Annotated in this window: 21 protein-coding genes; 10 read left to right on the forward strand and 11 right to left on the reverse strand. The window is 66.6% G+C overall.

The window, feature by feature from the left end; genetic code table 11:
- The first annotated feature begins 75 nt into the window (after positions 1 to 75).
- Entirely contained in the window at positions 76 to 669 is a 594-nt protein-coding gene (locus tag ABWV23_RS10725) for a DNA-3-methyladenine glycosylase I (protein ID WP_353347511.1), read from the forward strand.
- 52 nt (positions 670 to 721) lie between these two features.
- Here the strand turns inward: ABWV23_RS10725 and ABWV23_RS10730 are convergent, their stop codons facing one another.
- The 3 genes from ABWV23_RS10730 to ABWV23_RS10740 form a co-directional block, all read right to left on the reverse strand.
- Positions 722 to 1,672, reverse strand: coding sequence for a sterol desaturase family protein (locus tag ABWV23_RS10730; RefSeq protein ID WP_353347513.1), 951 nt, complete (start codon positions 1,670 to 1,672; stop codon positions 722 to 724).
- The gene (locus ABWV23_RS10735) at positions 1,669 to 2,055 is read right to left on the reverse strand and encodes a hypothetical protein (RefSeq protein ID WP_353347515.1); all 387 of its coding nucleotides are present in this window, start codon (positions 2,053 to 2,055) and stop codon (positions 1,669 to 1,671) included. The genes ABWV23_RS10730 and ABWV23_RS10735 overlap by 4 nt, the downstream gene beginning before the upstream one ends.
- 118 nt (positions 2,056 to 2,173) lie before the next feature.
- Positions 2,174 to 2,740: a TlpA family protein disulfide reductase gene (locus ABWV23_RS10740; protein ID WP_353347517.1), complete on the reverse strand. Its 567-nt coding sequence runs from the start codon at positions 2,738 to 2,740 to the stop codon at positions 2,174 to 2,176.
- Between the two features lie 22 nt (positions 2,741 to 2,762).
- On the opposite strand from ABWV23_RS10740, the gene argH reads away from it, so the two are divergent.
- The 5 genes from argH (at position 2,763) to ABWV23_RS10765 (ending at position 9,946) form a co-directional block, all read left to right on the forward strand.
- The gene (gene argH / locus ABWV23_RS10745; RefSeq protein ID WP_353347519.1) at positions 2,763 to 4,154 is read left to right on the forward strand and encodes an argininosuccinate lyase; all 1,392 of its coding nucleotides are present in this window, start codon (positions 2,763 to 2,765) and stop codon (positions 4,152 to 4,154) included.
- A gap of 189 nt (positions 4,155 to 4,343) precedes the next feature.
- Positions 4,344 to 4,661, forward strand: a complete 318-nt coding sequence (locus ABWV23_RS10750) for a DUF2834 domain-containing protein (RefSeq protein ID WP_353347521.1) — start codon at positions 4,344 to 4,346, stop codon at positions 4,659 to 4,661.
- A 124-nt stretch (positions 4,662 to 4,785) separates the two neighbouring features.
- Positions 4,786 to 5,982 (forward strand): sugar-transfer associated ATP-grasp domain-containing protein, encoded by a 1,197-nt coding sequence (locus ABWV23_RS10755; protein WP_353347523.1) that lies wholly within the window; start codon positions 4,786 to 4,788, stop codon positions 5,980 to 5,982.
- Between the two features lie 58 nt (positions 5,983 to 6,040).
- A complete protein-coding gene (lysA, locus tag ABWV23_RS10760; protein ID WP_353347525.1) occupies positions 6,041 to 7,306 on the forward strand; it encodes a diaminopimelate decarboxylase in 1,266 nt (421 codons plus the stop codon).
- 36 nt (positions 7,307 to 7,342) lie between these two features.
- Positions 7,343 to 9,946, forward strand: a complete 2,604-nt coding sequence (locus ABWV23_RS10765) for a TIGR02302 family protein (protein WP_353347527.1) — start codon at positions 7,343 to 7,345, stop codon at positions 9,944 to 9,946.
- Positions 9,947 to 9,970: 24 nt separating this feature from the next.
- On the opposite strand, the gene ABWV23_RS10770 is transcribed toward ABWV23_RS10765, so the two are convergent.
- Positions 9,971 to 10,843, reverse strand: coding sequence for a zinc-ribbon domain-containing protein (locus ABWV23_RS10770; protein ID WP_353347529.1), 873 nt, complete (start codon positions 10,841 to 10,843; stop codon positions 9,971 to 9,973).
- 179 nt (positions 10,844 to 11,022) lie between these two features.
- Between ABWV23_RS10770 and ABWV23_RS10775 the strand changes: the two genes are divergently transcribed.
- Genes ABWV23_RS10775 through ABWV23_RS10790 form a run of 4 tightly spaced genes read left to right on the forward strand, consistent with a single transcriptional unit; the run spans position 11,023 to position 13,919 of the window.
- Positions 11,023 to 11,700, forward strand: a complete 678-nt coding sequence (locus ABWV23_RS10775) for a cell division ATP-binding protein FtsE (protein ID WP_353347531.1) — start codon at positions 11,023 to 11,025, stop codon at positions 11,698 to 11,700.
- A complete protein-coding gene (locus ABWV23_RS10780; RefSeq protein WP_353347533.1) occupies positions 11,697 to 12,596 on the forward strand; it encodes a cell division protein FtsX in 900 nt (299 codons plus the stop codon). Before ABWV23_RS10775 ends, ABWV23_RS10780 begins: the two co-directional genes overlap by 4 nt.
- Complete coding sequence (locus tag ABWV23_RS10785; protein WP_353347535.1) at positions 12,596 to 13,309, forward strand: lysophospholipid acyltransferase family protein; 714 nt, start codon at positions 12,596 to 12,598, stop codon at positions 13,307 to 13,309. The genes ABWV23_RS10780 and ABWV23_RS10785 overlap by 1 nt, the downstream gene beginning before the upstream one ends.
- Before the next feature lie 4 nt (positions 13,310 to 13,313).
- Complete coding sequence (locus tag ABWV23_RS10790; protein ID WP_353347537.1) at positions 13,314 to 13,919, forward strand: pyridoxamine 5'-phosphate oxidase family protein; 606 nt, start codon at positions 13,314 to 13,316, stop codon at positions 13,917 to 13,919.
- A 20-nt stretch (positions 13,920 to 13,939) separates the two neighbouring features.
- On the opposite strand, the gene ABWV23_RS10795 is transcribed toward ABWV23_RS10790, so the two are convergent.
- The 7 genes from ABWV23_RS10795 to ABWV23_RS10825 all read right to left on the reverse strand — a co-directional run bounded on the left by ABWV23_RS10795 (position 13,940) and on the right by ABWV23_RS10825 (position 22,774).
- Positions 13,940 to 14,776, reverse strand: coding sequence for an arylamine N-acetyltransferase family protein (locus ABWV23_RS10795; protein ID WP_353347539.1), 837 nt, complete (start codon positions 14,774 to 14,776; stop codon positions 13,940 to 13,942).
- A gap of 80 nt (positions 14,777 to 14,856) precedes the next feature.
- Positions 14,857 to 16,245 carry a dihydrolipoyl dehydrogenase gene (gene lpdA / locus ABWV23_RS10800; protein WP_353347541.1) on the reverse strand — a complete coding sequence of 463 codons (1,389 nt, stop codon included), beginning with the start codon at positions 16,243 to 16,245 and terminating at the stop codon, positions 14,857 to 14,859.
- Between the two features lie 126 nt (positions 16,246 to 16,371).
- Positions 16,372 to 16,761 (reverse strand): MAPEG family protein, encoded by a 390-nt coding sequence (locus tag ABWV23_RS10805; RefSeq protein WP_353347543.1) that lies wholly within the window; start codon positions 16,759 to 16,761, stop codon positions 16,372 to 16,374.
- On the reverse strand, positions 16,758 to 17,162 hold the full coding sequence (locus ABWV23_RS10810) for a hypothetical protein (RefSeq protein WP_353347545.1): 405 nt from the start codon (positions 17,160 to 17,162) through the stop codon (positions 16,758 to 16,760). Before ABWV23_RS10810 ends, ABWV23_RS10805 begins: the two co-directional genes overlap by 4 nt.
- A gap of 102 nt (positions 17,163 to 17,264) precedes the next feature.
- Entirely contained in the window at positions 17,265 to 18,788 is a 1,524-nt protein-coding gene (gene odhB, locus ABWV23_RS10815) for a 2-oxoglutarate dehydrogenase complex dihydrolipoyllysine-residue succinyltransferase (protein WP_353347547.1), read from the reverse strand.
- Between the two features lie 6 nt (positions 18,789 to 18,794).
- Positions 18,795 to 21,749, reverse strand: coding sequence for a 2-oxoglutarate dehydrogenase E1 component (locus tag ABWV23_RS10820; protein WP_353347549.1), 2,955 nt, complete (start codon positions 21,747 to 21,749; stop codon positions 18,795 to 18,797).
- On the reverse strand, positions 21,746 to 22,774 hold the full coding sequence (locus tag ABWV23_RS10825; protein WP_353347551.1) for a class I SAM-dependent methyltransferase: 1,029 nt from the start codon (positions 22,772 to 22,774) through the stop codon (positions 21,746 to 21,748). Before ABWV23_RS10825 ends, ABWV23_RS10820 begins: the two co-directional genes overlap by 4 nt.
- Positions 22,775 to 22,780 lie beyond the last annotated feature (6 nt).

Here is a 22,780-nt window from a genome sequence, read left to right on the forward strand (position 1 = left end):
CTTTGTGTCTAGGGTCCGGGAAATTCCTTTCGCGGCGATTAACGCGGTCGCGGCGATCAGGCACGGGGTGGGACAATGGAACGATGCGGCTGGGCGGGGCCCGAGCAGATCTATATCGATTATCACGACAGCGAATGGGGCGTGCCCGAGTGGGACAGCCGGGCGCTGTGGGAGAAACTGATTCTCGACGGGTTCCAGGCCGGGCTGAGCTGGATCACCATCCTGAAAAAGCGTGAGAATTTTCGCGCCGCCTTTGCCGGGTTCGACCCGAGGCAGATCGCCACCTGGGGCGAGGCCGAGGTCACCCGCCTGCTGGCCGACCCCGGCATCATCCGCCATCGCGGCAAGATCGAGGCGACCATCGCCAATGCCCGCGCGTGGGAGCGGATCGAGGCCGAGCAGGGCTTTGATCGCTACCTCTGGGGATTCGTCGGAGGCAGCCCGATCCAGAATGCGTGGCAAAGCTTCGATCAGGTGCCGACCTTCACCCCGTTGTCGCAGGCCCTGTCGAAGGACCTGAAGAAACGCGGGTTCAAGTTCTGCGGGCCGACCATCGTCTATGCCTTCATGCAGGCGGTGGGGATGGTGAACGACCACCCGGTGACCTGTCCGCGTCACGCGCCGGTGCGGGCGATCGGCGAGGCTGGCCAGTTCCCCTCGCCGGAATAGCGCGGGCATTCGGTCCCGAAGGCCCGGTCGCGAAAGCTGCGCGTGGCAAGGGTTACTCGGCCGGCGGACGCACGCCCTCGAACCCCGGCGTGCCAGCGTCCTCGGGGTGGCGTGCCAGGTGCTGTGCCTTGATCCGGGCCGAGGTGTCGCGGCTGCCGTCGTGGGAATAGCCCGGCGGGCCAAGGGCATAGCCGAGCCGCTGGCGCAGGGTCAGACCGGGGCGCGCGATGTCGCGGAACAGGCCGACCCATTCGTGGAACGCCACCCGCAGCGGGTTGAAGGTGGCCAGGTTGTGCACCAGCCCGTAATCGACGCGATCCTTGTCCAGCTCGGGCACGAAGGTGCCGAACATCCGGTCCCAGACGATGAAGACCCCGGAAAAATTGCAATCGAGATAGGGCGGATTGCGGCCGTGATGCGCCCGGTGGTGGCTGGGGGTGTTCATCACCGCCTCGATCCAGCGCGGCAGTTTGCCGATCGCCTCGGTATGGATCCAGAACTGGTAGATCAGGTTCAGCCCGCCGCAGAACAGCACCATCGCCGGGTGAAACCCCAGCAGGATCAGCGGCGCGCGCACGACCATCATGAGGGTGAAGGTGCCGGTCCAGGTCTGCCGCAGGGCGGTGGTCAGGTTGTAATGCTGGCTGGAGTGGTGATTGACGTGGCTGGCCCAGACCCAGCGGATGCGGTGGCCGAACCGGTGCACCCAGTAATACCGCAGGTCGTCGAGGACAAAGCACAGCACGACCACCCACCATGCAGGACCCAGGTTTAGCGGGGTCAGCCGCCACAACAGCATGAAAAAGCCCCAGGCGACAAAGCCCAGCGCGATGCCGGCGGCGACGTTGCCCGCCCCCATCAGCAGCGAGGTGACCGCGTCGCGTGTCTCGTAACGCCCGCCGCGTCCGCTCCAGGCGATCCACAGGAACTCGGCCAGGATCAGCGCGACGAAACCGGGGACCGCCAGTTGCACCACGTCGGGGTATGTCAGCATATCCGTCATGGGGCCCGCATCAGGTTGCGCCAGTGCGGCCGCTCGAAATCGTCCAGCACCAGGGAGACGGAGGAGGCGGTGAAATCGTGGAACTCCACGCGCAGCCCGTCGCCGGTGTCGATCAGGTCGAAATCCTCGAGCCGACGCGCCACCGTGTCGGCGCCGAACGCCCAGACCAGCCCGGGGCCAAGATGGGTCAGCACCAGCGCCGCGTGGCCATCGCGGGCAACCGTGACCTGTTCGACGATGTCGCCGGGAAAATGCCGCTGCCAGGCGGCTTCGGCATCCTCTCGCGTCAGCACGCAGCGCTTCGAGCGACCGGCCAGATGCAGCAGCAGCGCGATCCCCGCGATGCCGACAACGACCAGTGAGACAAGCACCGAAAGCGGCATGCCCTTCCTCCCCCTTCGCGGATTAAACCGCGCGGCGGGGCGAGCTGTCAAAAGGGAACGTAGGGTCAAGGGGCAGGCGCCGCGATCCGATCCGGGCAGCGGCGCCCGCAGGTGTGACTCAGCCGGCTTCGGCGGTCAGTGCCCGGATGATCGCCTTGGCGTCGTCGGAATTCCAGGCCGCATCGCCCAGCAGTCGGGCGATCTCGCGCCCCTCTGGGTCGATCAACACGGTGATCGGCAGGGCCAGCACCCCGACCTCGCGGGCGACCGCCTGGCGCGGGTCCTGGTGGCGGGGCAGGTTGGTCACCCCGATCTCGTCAAAGAACGCCTTGATGCGGGTGGGCGAGTTGCGCCCGGTGGCCAGCGTCAGCACCTCGAAATCCTCGCCGCCGAATTCCGCCTGCAGCTCCGAGAGCATCGGCATCTCCTTGCGGCAGGGCGCACACCAGGTGGCCCAGAAGTTCAGCAGCACGTATTTGCCGCGATAATCCGCCAGCGTCGCGGTCCCGGCACCATCGGCCAGGGTGAACGGGGTCTCGGGCAGCGGCTTGGGCTCGGAATGGACGACCAGCCGCTTCATGTCGCCGGTCCGCATCTCTGCCAGCGCGGCGGTGTCGGCGGCAAGGGCGGCGTTTGCACCCAACAGCAGGGCCATATAAAGGGTCAGGGAACGGAACAGGCGCATTTTACCTCCACGGGTGCAGAACATGGCAGATCAAACCTCGAACCAGATGTGGGGCGGCCGCTTTGCCGCCGGACCGGACGCGATCATGGAGGCGATCAACGCCTCGATCGGGTTCGACAAGCGGATGGCGGCACAGGACATCGCCGGATCCAGGGCCCATGCGGCGATGCTGGCCGCCACGGGCGTGATCACCGATAACGATGCAAAGGCCATTCGGGAAGGGCTGCTCACGGTCTTGTCAGAGATCGAGGCCGGAACATTCGCGTTCTCTACCGCGCTGGAAGACATCCACATGAATGTCGAGGCGCGGCTGAAAGACCTGATCGGTGAGCCGGCGGGCCGCCTGCACACCGGCCGCAGCCGCAACGACCAGGTGGCGACCGATTTCAAACTCTGGGTGCGCGATCAGTTCGACGCCGCCGAAACCGGGCTGCTGGCCCTGATCCGTGCGCTTCTGTCGCAGGCCGAGGCGGGGGCGGATTGGGTGATGCCGGGCTTTACCCACCTGCAAACCGCGCAGCCGGTGACTTGGGGCCATCACATGATGGCCTATGTCGAGATGTTCGGCCGCGACCTGTCCCGCGTGCGCGACGCCCGCAAACGGATGAACGAATGCCCGCTGGGCGCCGCCGCGCTGGCCGGCACCTCCTTTCCAATCGACCGCGAGATGACGGCGCAGGCGCTGGGCTTTGACCGGCCCTCGGCCAACAGCCTCGACGCGGTGTCGGATCGTGATTTCGCGCTGGAGTTCCTCTCCACCGCCTCGATCTGCGCGGTGCACCTGTCCCGCTTTGCCGAGGAACTGGTGATCTGGTCCTCGGCCCAGTTCCGATTCGTCACCCTGTCGGACCGCTTTTCCACCGGCTCTTCGATCATGCCGCAGAAAAAGAACCCGGACGCCGCCGAGCTGATCCGCGCCAAGGTGGGCCGCATCTATGGCGCCAACACGGCGCTGATGATGGTGATGAAGGGGCTGCCGCTGGCCTATTCCAAGGACATGCAGGAAGACAAGGAACAGGTGTTCGACGCCGCCGACAACTGGATGCTGGCGCTGGCGGCGATGGAGGGCATGGTCCGGGACATGACCGCCAACCGCGAAAGCCTGGCCGCCGCCGCAGGATCCGGATTCTCCACCGCCACCGATCTGGCCGACTGGCTGGTGCGGGTGCTGAACCTGCCGTTCCGTGACGCGCACCACGTGACCGGCACGCTGGTGGCCATGGCCGAGGGGCGTGGCTGCGACCTGCCGGACCTCAGCCTTGCCGACATGCAATCGGTCCATTCCGGCATCACCGTGGACGTGTTCACCGTGCTGGGTGTCGACAACTCGGTCAATTCGCGGCTGTCCTACGGTGGCACCGCGCCGAAACGGGTGCGCGAGCAGATCGCGCGCTGGCAGGAGGCTCTGGCGTGATCCGGATCGCCGCCCTTGCCCTGGCCGCGCTGACCCTGTTGTCCGCCTGTGGCGTCGATGGTGAACCGATCCCGCCCAGCCGTGCCGCCCATGCGGGGCCTGTCGCCGGGTTTTGAGCTCTGGCCCGAATCTCTGGCTGGGCGGTCCTGCGCGCGCTAGCCTTGACCTCGACAGGAAAGGGAGGGGACGATGTCGCCGCTGCGCATGATCTATCTGGCCCTTGCGGTCTGGGGCACGGTGCACCCGATGGCCCACTACGTCACCTGGTTCGGCGCCAACGGGTTTGACCTGCGCGGGATGGTGGCGGCCTGGAACGTGAATGCCGCCAGCAGCGGGCTGGCCTGGGATCTGACCATATCCGCCATCGCGCTGACCGTCTTCGTGCTGGCCGAGGTCTCGGTGCGCCGCAACTGGATCGCGCTTGTCGCGATTCCGGCGACCTTCGGCCTCGGGTTGAGTTGCGGGCTGCCGCTCTACCTGTTCCTGCGCAGCCGCCCGGTGGTGTGACGCGGCACGAGAGCGGCTCTTTTCCCTCGAATCGGAAACAATGACGTCTCAAAGGCCCTAATTTTGCCATCTTCCCTTCTATCTTGGGGGCGGAACGTCGTTTCACTAGGAGGCAAAGCCGAGCATGACCGCAATCGAACCACAGGCGCTTCTGGCCCCGCCGCTCAAGCCCCAACCCGCACCGGCATCGAAAATTGTTGAGGTGGCGCGGCGTTATCACGTGAGCCCTCTAAGGCAGCTAAGGGAAATGATTGCACTGAATCTCGGGCCGGGACGGTTAGATCAGCATGAATACTATGACTCCGGCCTCTACAATCCAGACCTAAGTCGTGAAGAAAAGAGAGCCTTCGTCGGCAAAGTTTCGAGTTGGAAGCTGAACCGGCGGCTGTCCCCGTTCCAGTTGACAGACATGAGACCCTTTGTCGCCAACAAGGCCATGTTCACCGCGTTGATCCGGCAACTGGGGTTCCGTACCACGACGACGCAGGCAATCGTGTCCAGCGCGCGCCGGTTCGGCAACATTCCGACCTTGGCCTCCGAAGATGAATTGCGGCGCTTTCTCATGGACGAGGCGGATTTTCCGCTCTTCGGCAAGCCCGAAGACTTCAGTGGTAGCTACGGCTCCGCGCGGCTGGATCGCATCGAGGGGCAGGATGTGGTCCTGGGCGACGGTCGCCGAATCGCGCTGGACGCGTTTTGCAATGAAATCCTGGCCGGGTATGGCGAAGGCTACTTGCTGCAGTCGGCGCTGGAACAGCACCAGATGTTGTCGGAGATTGCAGGGATTTCCATCGGCACCATCCGCGTCGTCACCGTACGCCAGGACAACGTGCCCGAACAACTTTATGCTCTGTGGAAAGTACCGTCGCCCGAGGCGATGTCGGATAATTTCTGGCAATCGGGAAGCATGATTGCCCCGGTTTCGGTCGATAAAGGCGTTGTCGGCACCTGCCGCATCGGCGCCGGACTTGAGGCGCAGGATATCGAGAGGCACCCGGTTTCCGGTCTTCCCTTCAAGGGAACACAGATTCCGTTCTGGGACGAAATTTGCCGTGTGACCTGCGAGGCCCACGCGCTCTTTCTGGAGTTCGGGGTCATCGGCTGGGATGTGGCGATCACGCCGGAAGGCCCGGCACTGATCGAATGCAACGCGAACCCGTTCCACACTCTTTATCAAAATGCGAATGGTCGGGGGATTCGGAATCCCGAGTTCGAGCCGGTGTTCGATCGCGTTGCCGCCTTCTCGGAGAGGATGCTGGACGAAAAGAAGGCAGCTGGCCGGGCCCGTGAGAAGGCCATGAATCGGAAGGGTGAGCGCTAGGCCGACGCTGGGCGTGATTGCAATTGATCTGCGGCGCGGTTTTCCGTAAGCGCGCGGCATGGATCATTTTCTCTACAGGGACGGCGCCCTGCACGCCGAGGATGTCCCGGTGGCCGAGATCGCGGCCGCCGTCGGGACGCCGTTCTACGTCTATTCCACCGCCACGCTGCTGCGTCACTATCGCCTGTTCGACGAGGCGCTGGAGGGCACCGAGCATCTGGTCTGCTACGCGATGAAGGCCGCCTCGAACCAGGCGATCCTGAAAACGCTGGCCCAGGCGGGGGCGGGGATGGACGTGGTCTCCATCGGCGAGTACCTGCGCGCCAAGGCGGCGGGCGTGCCCGGCGAGAAAATCGTGTTCTCCGGTGTCGGCAAGACCGAGGAAGAGATTCGCGCCGTTCTGCAGGGCGGGATTCGCCAGTTCAACGTCGAATCCGAACCCGAGATGGAGGCGATCAGCGCGGTTGCCCGGGAATTGGGCACGATCGCGCCGATCACCATCCGGGTGAACCCGGACGTGGACGCGCGCACCCATGCCAAGATCGCCACCGGCAAATCCGAGAACAAGTTCGGCATCCCGATTTCCCGTGCCCGCGATGTCTATGCCCGCGCCGCCGCCCTGCCGGGGCTCGAGGTGATCGGCATCGACGTGCACATCGGCAGCCAGCTGACCGAGCTGGAGCCGTTCGAACTGGCGTATAAAAAGGTCGCCGAACTCACCGAAACGTTGCGCGCGGACGGCCATGACATCCGCCGCCTCGACCTCGGTGGGGGCTTGGGCATCCCCTATACCCGCTCCAACGCGGCGCCGCCGCTGCCGACCGATTACGGCGCGCTGATCAAGCGCACGCTGGGCCACCTCGGCTGCGAGATCGAGATCGAGCCGGGCCGCCTGATCGCCGGCAACGCCGGTCTGCTGGTGTCGAAGGTGATCTACGTGAAAGAGGGCGAAGGCCGTGATTTTCTGATCGTCGACGCGGCGATGAACGACCTGATCCGCCCCGCGATGTACGAGGCGCACCACGATATCGACCCGGTGATCGAGCCGGCGCCGGGCATCGAGGAGCACCCCTATGACATCGTCGGCCCGGTCTGCGAGACCGGCGACACCTTTGCCCGCCAGCGCCCGCTGGCGCCGCTGGCCGCCGGCGATCTGGTCGCCTTTCGCGGTGCCGGGGCTTACGGCGCGGTGATGTCCAGCGAATACAATACCCGCCCGCTGATCCCCGAGGTGATGGTGCACGGGGATCAATTCGCGGTTATCCGCCGACGCCCGACCTTTGACGAGATCATAAATCGCGATACCATCCCCGAATGGCTCTGACGCGATCCCGCGCGGGCCGGAAGGAGGGACCCCTCTATGGCTCCTGCGCCTGAGCGCGATCCGATGTTGACCAGCCTGCGCCTGCCGCTGTTTCTGACACGGTCCGGGATGCTGGCCGAGCGGCTGCTGCGGGCCTTCTGGCCGGTGCTGTCCATCGTCATGTCGGTTCTGGCGGTGCTGATGCTGGGGCTGCAGGACCTGGCCCCGATTGAGGTGGTCTGGGGTCTCGGCGTGATCGCCTTGCTGGCCGTGTTGGGCCTTGGGCTGCGCGGCGCGATGCGGCTGCATTGGCCCAGCCGCGCGGAGGCGCTGGCGCGTCTTGACGAGACTCTGCCGGGCCGGCCGATCCGGGCCTTGCTGGATGACCAGGCAATTGGTGCAAGCGATGCCGCCTCTGCGGCTGTGTGGCGCGCGCACCAGGCGCGCATGGCGGCCCGCGCGGCCGGGGCGCGGCCGGTGCGACCCGATCTGCGACTGGCGGCCCGCGACCCCTATGCGCTGCGCTATGTCGCGGTTCTGGCGCTGGCGGTCGGTCTGATCTTCGGCTCGGTCTGGCGGGTCGGCACGGTGAGCGAACTGACCCCGGGCGGTGCCGCCCTCGCCGGTGGCCCGACCTGGGAGGGCTGGGTCGAGCCGCCGCGCTATACCGGGCTGCCGACGCTCTATCTCGCGGATATCACCGGGGATCAGATGCGCGTGCCCGAGGGCAGCCGCATCACCCTGCGGTTCTACGGAGAGGTCGGCGCGCTGACGCTGGCCGAAACCGTGTCGGGCCGGATCGGCGAACTGCCCTCGGCGGCCGACCCGCAGCAGGAGTTCACCGTCGCTCGCGACGGCGAGTTGCGAATCGATGGCCCCGGTGGACATGCCTGGGATGTAACGGTGATCGCCGATGCCCCCCCCGAGGTGCGCGTCGCGGGCGAGCCGGACACCGGCGCGGCGGGCGAGATGACTCTGCCGTTCGAGGCGCGCGACGATTACGGCATCACGGGCGGCGAGGCGGTGATCGCGCTGGACCTTTCCACGCTGGACCGTCGTTACGGACTGGCCGCGGAGCCCGAGCCGCGAGCGACGATCACCGTGCCCTTGCCGCTGCCGATCTCGGGCGACCGGGCCGCGTTCACCGAAAAGTTGATCGAGGATTTCTCCAAGCACCCCTGGGCCAACCTGCCGGTGACGATCACGCTGAGCGCCGAGGATGCCGCCGGGCAGGTGGGGCAGGCCACGCCGTTGGCCACCCTGTTACCGGCGCGGCATTTCTTCGACCCGTTGGCGGCCGCTATCGCGGAGCAGCGGCGCGACCTGCTGTGGACGCGGCAGAACGCACCAAGGGTGGCGCAGGTGTTGCGTGCGGTCTCGTACCGGCCGGATAAGGTATTCCGCTCCGAGACCGCCTATCTGCGCCTGCGGGTGATCCTGCGACGGCTCGAGAACTTTACCGCCCACGGCCTGACCGGGGTGCAGCGCGACGAGATCGCCGAGGCGCTGTGGGATCTGGCGATCCTGCTGGAAGAGGGCGACCTTGGCGATGCACTGGAACGCCTGCGCCGCGCGCAGGAACGGCTGTCCGAGGCGATGAAGAATGGCGCCTCGGACCAGGAGATCGCCGAGTTGATGCAGGAATTGCGCGAGGCCACCGACGATTACCTGCGCCAGTTGTCGCGCCAGGCCCAGCAGGAGGGGCAACAGGGCGAGGACGGCCAGCAGCAGAACGGCGACAGCATGCAGATGACGCAGAACGATCTGCAACGCATGATGGACCGGATCCAGGAGTTGATGGAACAGGGCCGCATGGCCGAGGCGCAGCAGGCGTTGCAGGAACTGCAGCAACTGATGGAAAACATGCGCGTGACCCAGGGCCAGCAGGGCCAGGGCGGCCAGTCCGAGGGGCAGCGCGCGATGGAGGGCTTGGCCGACACGCTGCGCGGCCAGCAGGGGTTGAGTGATCAGGCGTTCCGCGACCTGCAGGAACAGTTCAATCCCGGCGCGAACGCGGGCCAGAGCCAGCAGAACGAGGGGCGCAACGGCGGCATGGGCCGCGGCGAAAGCCACGAGGGGCAGGGCGCGGGCCAGGGACAGGCCCAGGGCCAAGGCGAGGGGTCGCAGCCGGGTGAACCCGGCCAGCAACCCGGCGGCAGCGGCGAGGGGGCGCTGGCCGATCGTCAGCAGGCCCTGCGCGAGGAATTGCGCCGCCAGCAAGGTTCGTTGCCCGGCGCCGGCACCCCCGAGGGGGACGCGGCCCGCGACTCGCTGGACCGCGCCGGGCGCGCCATGGAGGGGGCCGAACAGGCGCTGCGCGGCGACGATCTGGCCGAAGCCATCGACCGGCAGGCCGAGGCGATCGAGGCGCTGCGCGAGGGGATGCGGTCGCTGGGCGAGGCGATGGCCCAGCAACAGCAGGGCGGTCAGCAGCAGGGCCAAGGCATGGCCGAGGGCGACATGCGTGCCAACAACCTCGACCCGCTGGGCCGGCAGGCGGGATCGAATGGCGCCTTCGGCACCGACGAGGGGATGTTGCAGGGCGAGGATGTCTATCGCCGTGCCCGCGAACTTCTGGACGAGATCCGCCGCCGCTCGGGCGAGGGCGAGCGCCCCGAGATCGAGTTGGAGTATCTCCGCCGGCTGCTGGATCGGTTCTGATCCCCGCGCCGGCGGTGGTCTCTGCTACTCGGGAAAGACCCGCGTCACGAAATCGCCAAGCCGGGCGTCCAGCCAGTAACGCGCCTGATCGACCGTCGCCACATAGGCGCTCAGCGCCGGGTCGGTCTGCGGCAGGCTCCGGGCAATGCGCGGCGCGTTCGCATAGCACAGCACGAGGAAGGCGCCGATCAGCAGGGCGACCGAGAACCCGCGCAGAAATCCGCCGCGACGGACGGGCGCCGCCGGGCCGATGGGAAGGTCACCCACTTCGGCCGCTGCCGGCATGTCGGATGCGCGCAGGGTCGAGTTGATCTCTTCGATATCAGGCAGCAGTTCGCGGCGCATCGCGGTCTTGGTTTCTTGTGCCTCTGCCTCGGGCTCTTCGCCGCGGATACGCGTCACGCGGTCGCGCGCCTGACGCGCGCGCTCGGCGCTCTCGTCCGGCTGGCTCTCGTCGAGGCCAAGCTCCGGCTGGCTTTCCAGCCCGGTGGACTCGGCCGCACGCAGCTCTGCCTCGCGCTCGGCCTCCTGGCGCAGGATCTCCGATATCGCGCTGTCCAACTCCTGCCGAACGGGCTCTGGCGGTGTCTCGGCCGGTTCCTCCGGGGCCGGGGTGTCCGGCTCTGTGGCGGCCGCCTCGTCATCCTCGGTCGGGGCCGTCTCTGGCTCCGGTTCAGGCTCAGCTTCGGGTTCTGGCTCGGGGGGCGGTGCGAAATCGGTATCGGCTGGATCGCGCGCCAACGCGTCCTCGGTCTCCGGCAGAATGTCGGGGGCGTCCGGGGACGCCTGGAACCAGGTGTTCCCGCAGTTCGAGCATTGCACGTCGCGACCCTCGGGCGGGATCACGTCGTCCGGAACCTGATACTGCGCTCCGCAATTCGGACATGTCAGCCGCATGGTGTCCCTCCTGGACCAACGAACCCATTGGTTTTTTTCAATCATAGGGCGCAGTTTCGATCTGGGAAAGGGTTGAAACCCCATCAAAGCGCGACGACATGCCGACCGCAGGCCCGACCCCATTGAAACTGGCCTCGCGCTGGGGCACAAGTTCATGACACTACCGCAGGGGGCAGGGCGTGATCGAGCTGGACGATGTCGGCTATAGCTATGGCGGCGGCGAATTGCTGAGCAACGTCTCCGTCAAACTCGCGCCGGGGTCGTTCCATTTCCTCACCGGCCCCTCGGGGGCGGGCAAGACCACGCTGCTCAAGCTGTGCTATGGCGCGCTGACCCCGACCTCGGGCGTGGTGCGTGCCTTTGAAGGCGACATGCGCGGCCGCGACCGGGACCAGATGGCGATGCTGCGCCGCCGGATCGGCGTGGTGCACCAGGATTGCCGCTTTCTCGATCACCTGCCGCTGGCCGACAACATCGCGCTGCCGCTGATCGTCTCGGGGCGCGACATGGCGCAGGAATCGGCCAACCTCAGGGAGTTGATGTCCTGGGTCGGGCTGACCGAGCGTGCCGATGCGCGCCCGCCGCAACTCTCGGGGGGCGAGCGTCAGCGCGCCGCGCTGGCCCGCGCGGTGATCCTGTCGCCCGACGTGGTTCTGGCCGACGAACCGACCGGCAACGTGGACTGGGAAATGTCGATGCGCCTGCTGACCCTGCTGGTGGAGTTGAACAAGATGGGCAAGACCGTGCTGATCGCCAGCCATGACCTCGGGTTGATCCGGGCCGCGAAAAGCCAGGTGCAGGCCCGCGTGCTGCGGATCGCAAACCGGCGTTTGCAACTGGCGGGGGCGGACCTGTGAGCGGTGGAACCCTGCGCAGCGTGATGCTCGGCGATGCCCAGGCCGACCGGGTAGTGCCGCCCAGCGGGTTCACCGCGCGGCTGACCCTTTTCGCCTCGGGGGCGATGGCCTTTCTCGCCGTGTTCGCGCTGGCGCTGTCGCTGGCCTCGGGGCGGCTGGCCGACCGCTGGGCGAGCGAACTGGCCCGCAGCGCCACGCTGCGCATCACCGCGCCCGAGGACCAGGTCTCGGCCCAGACCTCGGTGGCGCTGACGATCCTGCGCCAGACCCCGGGCGTGGCCCGCGCCCGCGCGCTGAGCGCCGAGGAACAGGCGGCGCTGCTTGCACCGTGGTTCGGCCCCGGCCTCGACCTTGCCGCCCTGCCGGTGCCGCAACTGATCGAGGTGATGGAGGATGAACAGGGCTATGATGCCGCCGGGCTGCGGCTGCGGCTTGCGGCCGAGGTGCCGGGGGCGGTGCTCGACGATCACACCCGCTGGCGCAAGCCGCTGGTCGAGGCCGCCAACAGCCTGCGGCGCCTTGGCTGGATCTCGATCCTGCTGATCGGCGGCGCGATGGCGGCGATGATCTCGCTGGCCGCCAACGCGGCGCTGGCCGCAAACGCCCAGGTGATCGAGGTCCTGCGGCTGGTCGGAGCGCGCGACAGCTACATCGCCGGGGCCTTCGTGCGCCGGTTCACCCTGCGCGCGCTGATCGGCGCCAGCGTCGGCGTGGCGCTGGGGCTGGGCGGCGTGCTGCTGCTGCCGGCGGCCTCGGACGAGGGCGGCTTTCTCACCGGGCTGGGCTTTCGCGGGCTTGGCTGGCTCTTGCCGCTGCTGATCCCGGTCCTGGGCGCCGCGGTGGCCTTTGCGGCCACCTGGTCCGCCGCCCGCAGCCGTCTGTCGGAGTTGAGTTGATGCAATATCTGCGGTCGCTGATCTACGTGATCCAGGTCTATATCGCCATGGCGGTGCTGGGCCTGTCCTTTACCCCCTGGGCGATCCTGTCCAAGCGCGGCGCCTTGGTGGCCTGCAAGCTTTACGCTCGCTATGCCATGTGGTCGGCGCGCTGGATGGTCGGGTTGAAGACCGAGGTGCGCGGCCCGGTGCCGCGGGGCGAGGTGATGGTCGCGGCCAAGCACCAGTCGTTCTTTGACATCCTGATCATCTTCGAAGCCTTGCCGCACCCGAAGTTCATCATGAAAAAGGAACTGCTCTGGACCCCTTTCATCGGCCTCTATGCCAAGCGGTTGGGCTGTATCCCGGTTGATCGCGGCAAGCGCGGCGGTGCCATCGCCAAGATGGTCAAGGACGTGGCGAAAGAGTTCGACGAGCCAGGGCAACTGGTCATCTATCCGCAGGGCACCCGTGTCGCGCCGGGGGCGCAGACCCCCTACAAGGTGGGCTCGGCCGTGCTTTACGAGGGCACCGGCTATCCCTGTGTTCCGGTGGCCACCAACGCCGGGCTGTTCTGGCCGCGCACCGGCATCCTGCGCAAACCGGGCACCGCCGTGGTCGAATTCCTCGATCCGATCCCGCCAGGCGAGGAGCGCAAGGCGTTCATGGCGCGGCTGGAAAGCGAAATCGAAGGCCGCTCCGACGCGCTGATGCGCGAGGCGCAGGGGGGCTGACGCGGTGGACTATGTCGACAGCATCGAGGCACTGGAGGCGCTTTACGGCGCACCGTCCCCGGCGGCCTTGAGCAAGGTGGCGCGGCGGCTCACGCTGCTGTACCGGCGCTGGATCATGTCCTCGAAGCTCTGCATTCTTTCCACCGTCGGCCCGGAGGGCACCGATGCCAGCCCGCGTGGCGACGACGGCCCAGTGGTGCAGGTACTGGACCCCGGCACGCTGGCGCTGCCGGACTGGCGCGGCAACAACCGGCTCGACAGCCTTCGCAATATCCTGCGCGATGACCGGGTCTCGCTGATGTTCCTCGTGCCGGGGTCCAATAACGTGGTGCGGGTCAACGGCACCGCGCGGATCACCACCGATGCCGATCTGCGCGCCCGGTTCGAGAAATGGGGGCGCCAGCCCGCCACGGTGATCGTGATCGCCATTGACGAGGTCTATGCCCAATGCGCGCGGGCGCTGATGCGGGCCGGGACATGGGCCAGCGGCGACGAGAGCGCGGACCTTCCCACCATGGGACAGATCTTGGCCGAGATGACCGAAGGGGCCGAGGGCGGCGCCCCCTATGACGCGGCATGGGGCGCGCGGGCGGCCAAGACCCTGTGGTAAGGGCTCAACGTGGTAAGGGCTTAACCGGGGGGCGACCGGTCCTTGTCGCTAGGCCCCTCTCGCGTCAGCCGTGACCAGATCCGGTGCAGGGTGGGGGTGTCCAACCGCAGGCCCAGCTCATGCGTCAGCCGTGACAGGGCCTCCGGGTCGTCTAGGGTGGTTTTCTCGATCCCGTTTGCGTCTTCGCGGGTCACGGCGCGGTCAAAGACGCCGATCCGGGTCTCGCCGTCGAAACCGGCCAGCATCAGGTGGTTTGGGAATGGCATCGCCTCCCAATGGGCACAGATGAAATTGGCCGCCTCGATATCCGCCTTGCCCACATGGGCGTCGTCGAACCCGTAAAGCGGAAACCATTCCGCCTCGGTCTGCTTGTCGAGCACGCGCTCGCCGGTCTTGTCGTCGTGCCAGAGCCGGTAGGTGCCGTTCGGGGCCGGCTGCTCGGCCCCGGTGTCGAGGCGCAGCGGGGTCAGCGCCCCCGGCCCACCGTAACCGGCATCGACCAGGAAAACCCCCTCGGGCAACGTGACCTCCATCATCAGGTGGCTGCGTGGCCCGCCTTCGGGTGCGCCCTTGCGCACACGGGCAAGGCGCCGGCGGCTGTCGAATCCCAGCGCAATCAGTGCGGCATGAAGCAAGGCATTGAGTTCAAAACAATAACCGCCGCGGCCCCGGTGCAGGACCTTGTCGCGGATCGCCGCCATGTCGAGATCGGGCAGGCGGCCGAGATAGGGGTCGATGGCCTCGAAGGGGAGCGCGCGCAACTGCGCCCTCTGCAGATCGCGCAGCCCCTGCGCGGTGACCGGCACCGGGTCCAGCCCGAGACGGTCGAGATAGGCGGTCAGGTCGAATCCGGTCATGGCGGTCCCTCCGCGCCGGTGGTGCGCCAGTGCGCGGAGCCGGTCAAGCGGGCGGCGCGGGGGCGCCGCCCGGCGAGGGGTCAGCTGTGGATCGCGCCGTCGCCACAGGCGAGCGCCGCTTCGCGCACGGCCTCGGAATAGGTCGGGTGCGCGTGGCAGGTCAGGGCGAGGTCCTCGGCCGAGGCGCCGAATTCCATCGCGACGCAGATCTCGTGGATCAGGTCGCCCGCCGACGGGCCGATGATATGGGCGCCGAGGATGCGGTCGGTGTCCTTGTCGGCGAGGATCTTGACGAAACCATCGGCAGCGAAATTGGCCTTGGCGCGGCCGTTGCCCATGAAGCTGAACTTGCCGACCTTGTAGTTACGTCCCTGATCTTTCAGGCTTTCTTCGGTCTCGCCCACGTTGGCGACCTCGGGGGCGGTGTAGATCACGCCGGGGATCACGCCATAGTTCACATGCCCGTGCCGGCCCGCGACCTGCTCGGCCACGGCCATGCCCTCGTCCTCGGCCTTGTGCGCCAGCATCGGGCCGTCGATCACGTCGCCGATGGCGTAGATGCCCTTGACGTTGGTCTGCCAGTCCTTGCCGACTTTGACCTGTCCGCGCGGTGACATCTCGACGCCGAGCGCGTCGAGGCCGAGCCCGTCGGTATAGGGTTTGCGGCCGGTGGCGACCAGAACGGCGTCGGCGTCGATCACGTGTTCGCTGTCATCCTTGCGCAGCTTGTAGGTGACTTTCGCCTTGGTCTTGGTTGCCTCGGTCTTTTGCACGGCGGCGCCCATGATGAATTTAAGTCCCTGTTTTTTCAGGGTTCTCTGGAAGGTTTTCTGAACCTCGCCATCCATGCCGGGGGTGACGACATCGAGGAATTCGATCACCGTCACCTCGGACCCGAGGCGGGAATAGACGCTGCCGAGTTCCAGCCCGATGACGCCGGCGCCGATCACCACCAGTTTCTTCGGCACCTTGTTCAGGGTCAGCGCGCCGGTGGAGGTGACGACGACCTTTTCATCGACCTCGACGCCGGGCAGAGAGGCGGATTCCGACCCGGTGGCGACGATGATGTTCTTGGCCTCGTGGACCTCGTCCCCGACCTTGACCTTGCCGGCCTCGGGGATGGTGCCCCAGCCCTGAATCCAGTCTACCTTGTTCTTTTTGAACAGGAATTCGACGCCCTTGGTATTGGTCTCGACGACCTCGTCCTTGTAGGCGAGCATCTGTTTCCAGTCGACCGAGGGCGATTTCCCCTTGAGTCCCATCTTGGCAAAGTTGGTCTCGGCCTCGTGCAGTTGATGCGAGGCGTGCAGCAGCGCCTTGGAGGGCATGCAGCCGACGTTCAGGCAGGTGCCGCCGAGCGCGCCGCGCCCTTCGACGCAGGCGGTCTTCAGGCCGAGCTGGGCGCAGCGGATCGCGCAGACATAGCCGCCGGGGCCGCCGCCGATGATGATCACGTCATAATTTGCCATCTTTGGTCTCCTGTTCCGTTTTGTACGGAATTGGGCGCGTTCCGTACGTTTTCAGGGGGGCGTTCCAGCGGCACTTCGGCCGGTTTGGGGAGTTTTCGCCCGGTTTTGTACAAATCGTGTTCCCGCTCATACCATCGCCGCCAGAAGCATCAAGCCGGTGGCCAGGAATCCGACCGACCAGATCAACGATCGGCCGGGGGACCAGCCGAAGGCATAGGCCGGGACGTAGAGGATGCGGGCGGCGAGATAGGTCCAGCCGCAGGCGGCGGTGAACGGGGTGGACTGGTTCGAGAGGGTGGTGACGCCGACTGCGATGGAGAACAGGATCAGCCCCTCGAAATGGTTGCTGAGCGCCCGTTGCAACCGCCCCGCCGTGCCGGTGAGTTGCCGTGGCGCGTCGCGGGGGGAGAGGGCGTATCCGCTGCCCACCTGCCTCTGTGCCGCCACCGAGTAGAGGAGGAACTGGACCACCTGGAGCAGGGCGGCGAGGGTGAGGGCGGTGAGTTCGGGGGTCATTTGTTGAGAATGCCGTTTGGGTCATGAAAGCGTTTTTCGTTGTGACCGCACTCAGGGTTATCACAAGCCATCAACCACTCTTGGACTCCTTTGGTCGCTAAAAGGCGGCTTCTGGGGGCGGATTTCTTGATCAACTGCATTTTGCCTTTGCGACAAACCGGACAACGATCACCTGTCGTCGCTTCCAAAAGTTTGTCTTCAAGCCTTCTAATTTTTTCGTCTTTCTCGGCGAGCGTGAGTTTCGCTTCCGTAAGAGCCAGTTTGGCGTCTGCCAGAGCTTCCGTTAATTCAGCGATCTTTAGTTTGAACTCGCCTTCATTCGTGGCGCGATCAAGGTCGCGGAGTTGTTTTACGAGGCCCAATGCTTGGTTTGCGGCAGTCAATCCGGTCATCAAGTCCATTCGGTTACCTCGTTTTCTCTTTTTCCGAGGTGGCGGGCTGAAGCCCGCCCAACGCCCGGCTTACGGGACAGTTGTAGGCCGGGCTTCAGCCCGGCCCGGGTATCAAAGATCCATCAGCAACCGGCGCGGGTCTTCCAGCGCTTCCTTGACCCGCACGAGGAAGGTCACGGCGCCCTTGCCGTCGACGATGCGGTGATCGTAGGACAGCGCCAGGTACATCATCGGGCGGATCTTGATCTCGCCGTTGATGACCATCGGGCGGTCCTGGATCTTGTGCATTCCGAGGATGCCCGACTGCGGCGGGTTGAGGATCGGCGAGGACATCAGCGAGCCGTAGACACCACCGTTGGAGATGGTGAAGGTGCCGCCCTGCATTTCCGCCATCGACAGCTTGCCGTCACGGGCGCGCTTGCCCTTTTCGGCGATCGCCTTTTCGATTTCGGCAAAGGACATCGCATCGGCGTCGCGGATCACCGGGACAACCAGACCCTGCGGCGTGCCGGCGGCGACGCCCATGTGGACGAAGTTCTTGTAGACGATGTCGGTGCCGTCGATCTCGGCGTTGACCTCGGGCACCTCTTTCAGCGCGTGGCAGCAGGCCTTGGTGAAGAAGGACATGAAGCCGAGGCGCACGCCGTGCTTCTTCTCGAACTGTTCCTTGTACTGGTTCCGCAGCGCCATCACCTCGGTCATGTCCACCTCGTTGTAGGTGGTCAGGATCGCGGCGGCGTTCTGGGCGTCCTTGAGGCGGCGGGCGATGGTCTGGCGCAGGCGGGTCATCTTGACCCGTTCCTCGCGCACGGCATCCTCGGCCGGGCTGGCGGCGCGGGGCGCCTGTGCCGGGGCCGCCGCCGGGGCAGGGGCCGGTTTGGCGGCGCCGGCGGCCAGCGCCTTTTGCACGTCGTCCTTCATGATGCGGCCGTCGCGGCCGGTGCCGGTGACCTGGTCGGCGCTGAGCCCGGCCTCGGCCATCGCCTTTTCGGCGGAGGGGGCGTTGGCGACGTCCTTGCCGGTGGTCGCGGCCGGAGCAGCGGCGGCGGCCGGGGCGGCAGCGGGGGCCGCGGCGACACCGGCGGCGGAGCCGGAGATCACGCCGAGCTTGGCGCTGGCCTCGACCGTGGCGCCCTCGGGGGCGAGGATCTCGGCGAGCACGCCGGCGGCGGGGGCGGGCACCTCGACCGAGACCTTGTCGGTCTCGAGTTCACAGAGCATCTCGTCCTGGGCGACGCTGTCGCCGACCTTCTTGAACCAGGTCGAGACGGTGGCCTCGGTCACGCTTTCGCCCAGGGTGGGGACCATGACGTCGACGCTGTCGCCGCCCGATTGCGCCGGTTCGGCGGCGGGGGCCGCCTCTGCCTTGGCAGCGGGCTGGGCGGCGGCGGCTGCGCCGGCCTCGGCGATGGTGGCCAGCAGCGCGTTGACGCCGACGGTTTCGCCCTCGGCGGCGACGACCTCGCCCAGGGTGCCGGCGGCGGGGCTGGGCACCTCGACGGTGACCTTGTCGGTCTCAAGCTCGCACAGCATCTCGTCCACGGCGACGGCATCGCCCGGCTTCTTGAACCAGGTGGCGACCGTAGCCTCGGTGACGGATTCGCCTAGCGTGGGGACTCGCACTTCGGTTGTCATGTTGGGTTATCCTTCGATCGTCAGCGCGTCGTTCACGAGCGCCTGTTGCTGGGCTTTGTGTTGGCTGGCCAGGCCCGTGGCGGGCGAGGCAGAGGTGGCGCGGCCGACATAGCGCGGCCGTTGATTTGCGGCGCCGATGCGGGTCAGCGCCCATTCGATGTTGGGCTCGATGAAATGCCAGGCGCCCTGGTTCTTGGGCTCTTCCTGGCACCAGACCATCTCGGCGCCCTTGAAGCGTTCCAGTTCCTTGATCAGCGCATGGGCCGGGAACGGGTAGAACTGTTCGATCCGCAGCAGGTAGACATCGTCGATGCCGCGGGCGTCGCGTTCCTCGAGCAGGTCGTAATAGACCTTGCCCGAGCACATCACCACGCGACGGATCTTGTCGTCGGCCGCCAGCTTGGTGTCCGAGTTGCCGCGTTCCGCATCGTCCCACAGGACGCGGTGGAAGGAGGAGCCGGTGGTGAAATCCTCGGTGCGGCTGACCGCCAGCTTGTGGCGCAGCAGCGATTTCGGCGTCATCAGGATCAGCGGCTTGCGGAACGAGCGGTGCAGCTGCCGGCGCAGGATGTGGAAGTAGTTGGCCGGGGTGGTGCAGTTGGCGACGATCCAGTTGTCCTGGCCGCACATCTGCAGGAAGCGTTCGAGCCGTGCCGAGCTGTGTTCGGGGCCTTGTCCCTCGAAGCCGTGCGGCAGCAGGCAGACCAGGCCCGACATGCGCAGCCACTTGCTTTCGCCCGAGGAGATGAACTGGTCGAACATGATCTGGGCGCCGTTGGCGAAATCGCCGAACTGGGCCTCCCACAGGGTCAGCGCGTTGGGTTCGGCCAGCGAGTAGCCGTATTCGAAGCCGAGCACCGCGTATTCCGACAGCATCGAGTCGATCACGTCATACTGGGCCTGGCCCGCGCGGATGTTGTTGAGCGGGTAGTAGCGTTCCTCGGTGTCCTGGCTGACCAGCGCGGAGTGGCGCTGCGAGAAGGTGCCGCGGGTGCTGTCCTGGCCGGCGAGGCGAACCGGATACCCTTCCGTCAGCAGCGAGCCGAAGGCCAGCGCCTCGCCCGTGGCCCAGTCGAAGCCCTCGCCCTTTTCGAACATTTCCTTCTTGGCGTCGAGCAGCCGGGTGACGGTGCGGTGGGTGGCAAAGCCCTCGGGCACGGTGGTCAGCGCGCGGCCGACCTCGGCAAGGGTTTCGGGCGCGATGGCGGTTTCGCCGCGCACGTATTCCTCGCCCTCGCGGTTGAGGTGCGACCAGCGCCCGTCGAGCCAGTCGGCCTTGTTGGGCTTGTAGTCCTTGCCGGCCTCGAACTCTTCGTTCAGGTGGGCCTGGAAGGCGGCCTTCATGTCCTCGATCTCGCCCTCGGGGATCAGCCCGTCCTTGACCAGCCGCTCGGTATAGAGGCTGAGCGTGGTCTTGTGGGTCTTGATCCGCTTGTACATCACCGGGTTGGTGAACATCGGTTCGTCGCCCTCGTTGTGACCGAAGCGGCGATAGCAGAACATGTCGATGACCACGTCCTTGTGGAACTTCTGGCGGAACTCGGTCGCCACCTTGGCGGCGTGGACCACGGCCTCGGGGTCGTCGCCGTTGACGTGGAAGATCGGTGCCTCGACCATCAGGGCGATGTCGGTCGGATAAGGCGAGGAGCGCGAGAAATGCGGCGCAGTGGTGAAGCCGATCTGGTTGTTCACCACGATGTGCATGGTGCCGCCGGTCTTGTGCCCGCGCAGGCCGGAGAGGCCGAAGCCCTCGGCCACGACGCCCTGTCCGGCAAAGGCGGCATCGCCGTGCAGCAGCACCGGCAGAACCTGGGTGCGGTCGGGATCGTTCAGCTGGTCCTGCTTGGCGCGAGCCTTGCCCAGGACCACCGGGTTGACCGCCTCGAGGTGCGAGGGGTTGGCGGTGAGCGAAAGGTGCACGGTGTTGCCGTCGAACTCGCGGTCGGAGGAGGCGCCGAGGTGGTATTTCACGTCGCCCGATCCGTCCACGTCCTCAGGCTTGAAGCTGCCGCCCTGGAACTCGTTGAAGATGGCGCGGTAGGGTTTGGCCATCACGTTGGCGAGCACGTTGAGCCGGCCCCGGTGCGGCATGCCGATCACGACCTCTCTGAGGCCCAGCGCGCCGCCGCGCTTGATGATCTGTTCCATCGCGGGGATCAGCGCCTCGCCGCCATCAAGGCCAAAGCGCTTGGTGCCCATGTACTTGACGTGCAGGAACTTCTCGAAGCCCTCGGCCTCGACCATCTTGTTGAGGATCGCCTTGCGCCCCTCGCGGGTGAATTTCACCTCCTTGCCGAAGCCCTCGATCCGCTCCTTGAGCCAGCCGGCCTCTTCGGGGTTCGAGATGTGCATGTATTGCAGCGCGAAGGTGCCGCAATAGGTGCGCTTGACGATGTCGGTGATCTCGCGCATCGAGGCGAACTGGAGCCCCAGCACGTTGTCGAGAAAGATCGGCCGGTCCATGTCGGCATCGGAGAAGCCGTAGGTCTTGGGGGCAAGCTCGGGGTGGGGGGTGGCATCGCGCATGCCCAGCGGGTCGAGATCGGCGACCAGGTGACCCCGGATGCGATAGGCGCGGATCAGCATCAGCGCCCGGATCGAATCGAGCACGGCGCGCTTGACGGTCTCGTCGCTGACCTCGATGCCCTTTTCCTGCGCCTTCTTGGCGATCTTCGCGCCGGCGGCCTTGGCCTCGGCCTCGGGCCATTCGCCGGTCAGCGCGCCGGTGATGTCGTCATTGGGCATCGGCGGCCAGTCGGCACGCGCCCAGGAGGGGCCGCTTGCCTCGGCCTTGACGTCGAGCTCGGCGTCACCGAGCTGGCCGAAGAAATCGGCCCAGGCGGCATCAACGGCGGCGGGGTCGTTGGCGTAGCGGGCGTACATCTGTTCGAGGTATTCCGCGTTCGCCCCCTGCATGAAGGATGAGGCGTGGAACTGGTCGTTGGGGGAGTGTTCGGTCATCTCTGCCTACTTTCCGGTGTGGTGTCATGTTGAGGCGTTGAGGGGGCGGTGTCGGTCGTTTGCGCCGGTTTCCCGACGATGCAGCGGACCGAGTCGTACTTAAGGTGTGCCGGCGCGATTGCCATCCTCGACAGCAGACCGGCCAGAAATGGCAGGCTGTTGCGCGGAGGCTGGGAGAAGGCCCCGGCGATCCGGTCCTGCGTGGCGAGCCAGCCAGATGAAAACTGGCGGCTGAATCCCCAGAACTCGGTGGTTCGAAGCCGGCTGCCGCAGGAGGTCAGCAGGCCCTCGAGGCTTTGGCGGGTGAAGAAGTTGAGGTGGCGCGGCACGTCGAGCCAGAGCCAGCTGCGGCCAAAGGCGCGCAGGCCCATACAGCCGTTGTTGGGCACCTCGACGGTGAGGGTGCCGCCGGCCTTGACCTGTGCAAGGGCGTTGCGGACCGCGCGCACTGGGTCGAGGCAATGTTCGAGCACGTGCATCATCAGGACCGCATCATAGCGGGTGCCGGAGACGTCGTCGGGGATATCCTCGGCGGTGCCGGCAAAGACCTTGACCCCCTTGGCGGTCGCGGCCCTGATCGCCTCGGGGTCGGGTTCGACGCCCCGGACCCGGTAGCCCGATGCCTTGAGCCGGGCCAGCGTGTTGCCGGAGCCGCAGCCGATCTCGAGCACGGATTTCGGGGCCGGGCCGAGAACCGCCCGCCACCAAGGATCGGTGGCCTCGGTCCCGCGATCGAGCCGCCAGGCCAGGTGGTGCAGGAGCCTGCGGCCAAACCCCGGCGCGGGGGCCGGGTCGGCCTCGTCCGCGTCGGCGTCGTGGGTGTAATAACCGTCGACATCGTAGAAGGCGGGGATGTCGGCGGCCTCCGGGCGCGGCAGGATCTGGCCATAGCCGTCTTCCGCGCGCCAGTAGATGGTATAGGTTGATCGGTCGGACGGGCGCCGCCAGTCGCCGGGCAACGTCATCAGCGGAGAGACGTTGCCTGACTCGCCATCAAGGGCGTAGGAGTCGGCGGGCCCGGCCATTTTCTT

The organism is Aquicoccus sp. SU-CL01552 (assembly GCF_040365005.1).
GTDB lineage: Bacteria > Pseudomonadota > Alphaproteobacteria > Rhodobacterales > Rhodobacteraceae > Antarcticimicrobium.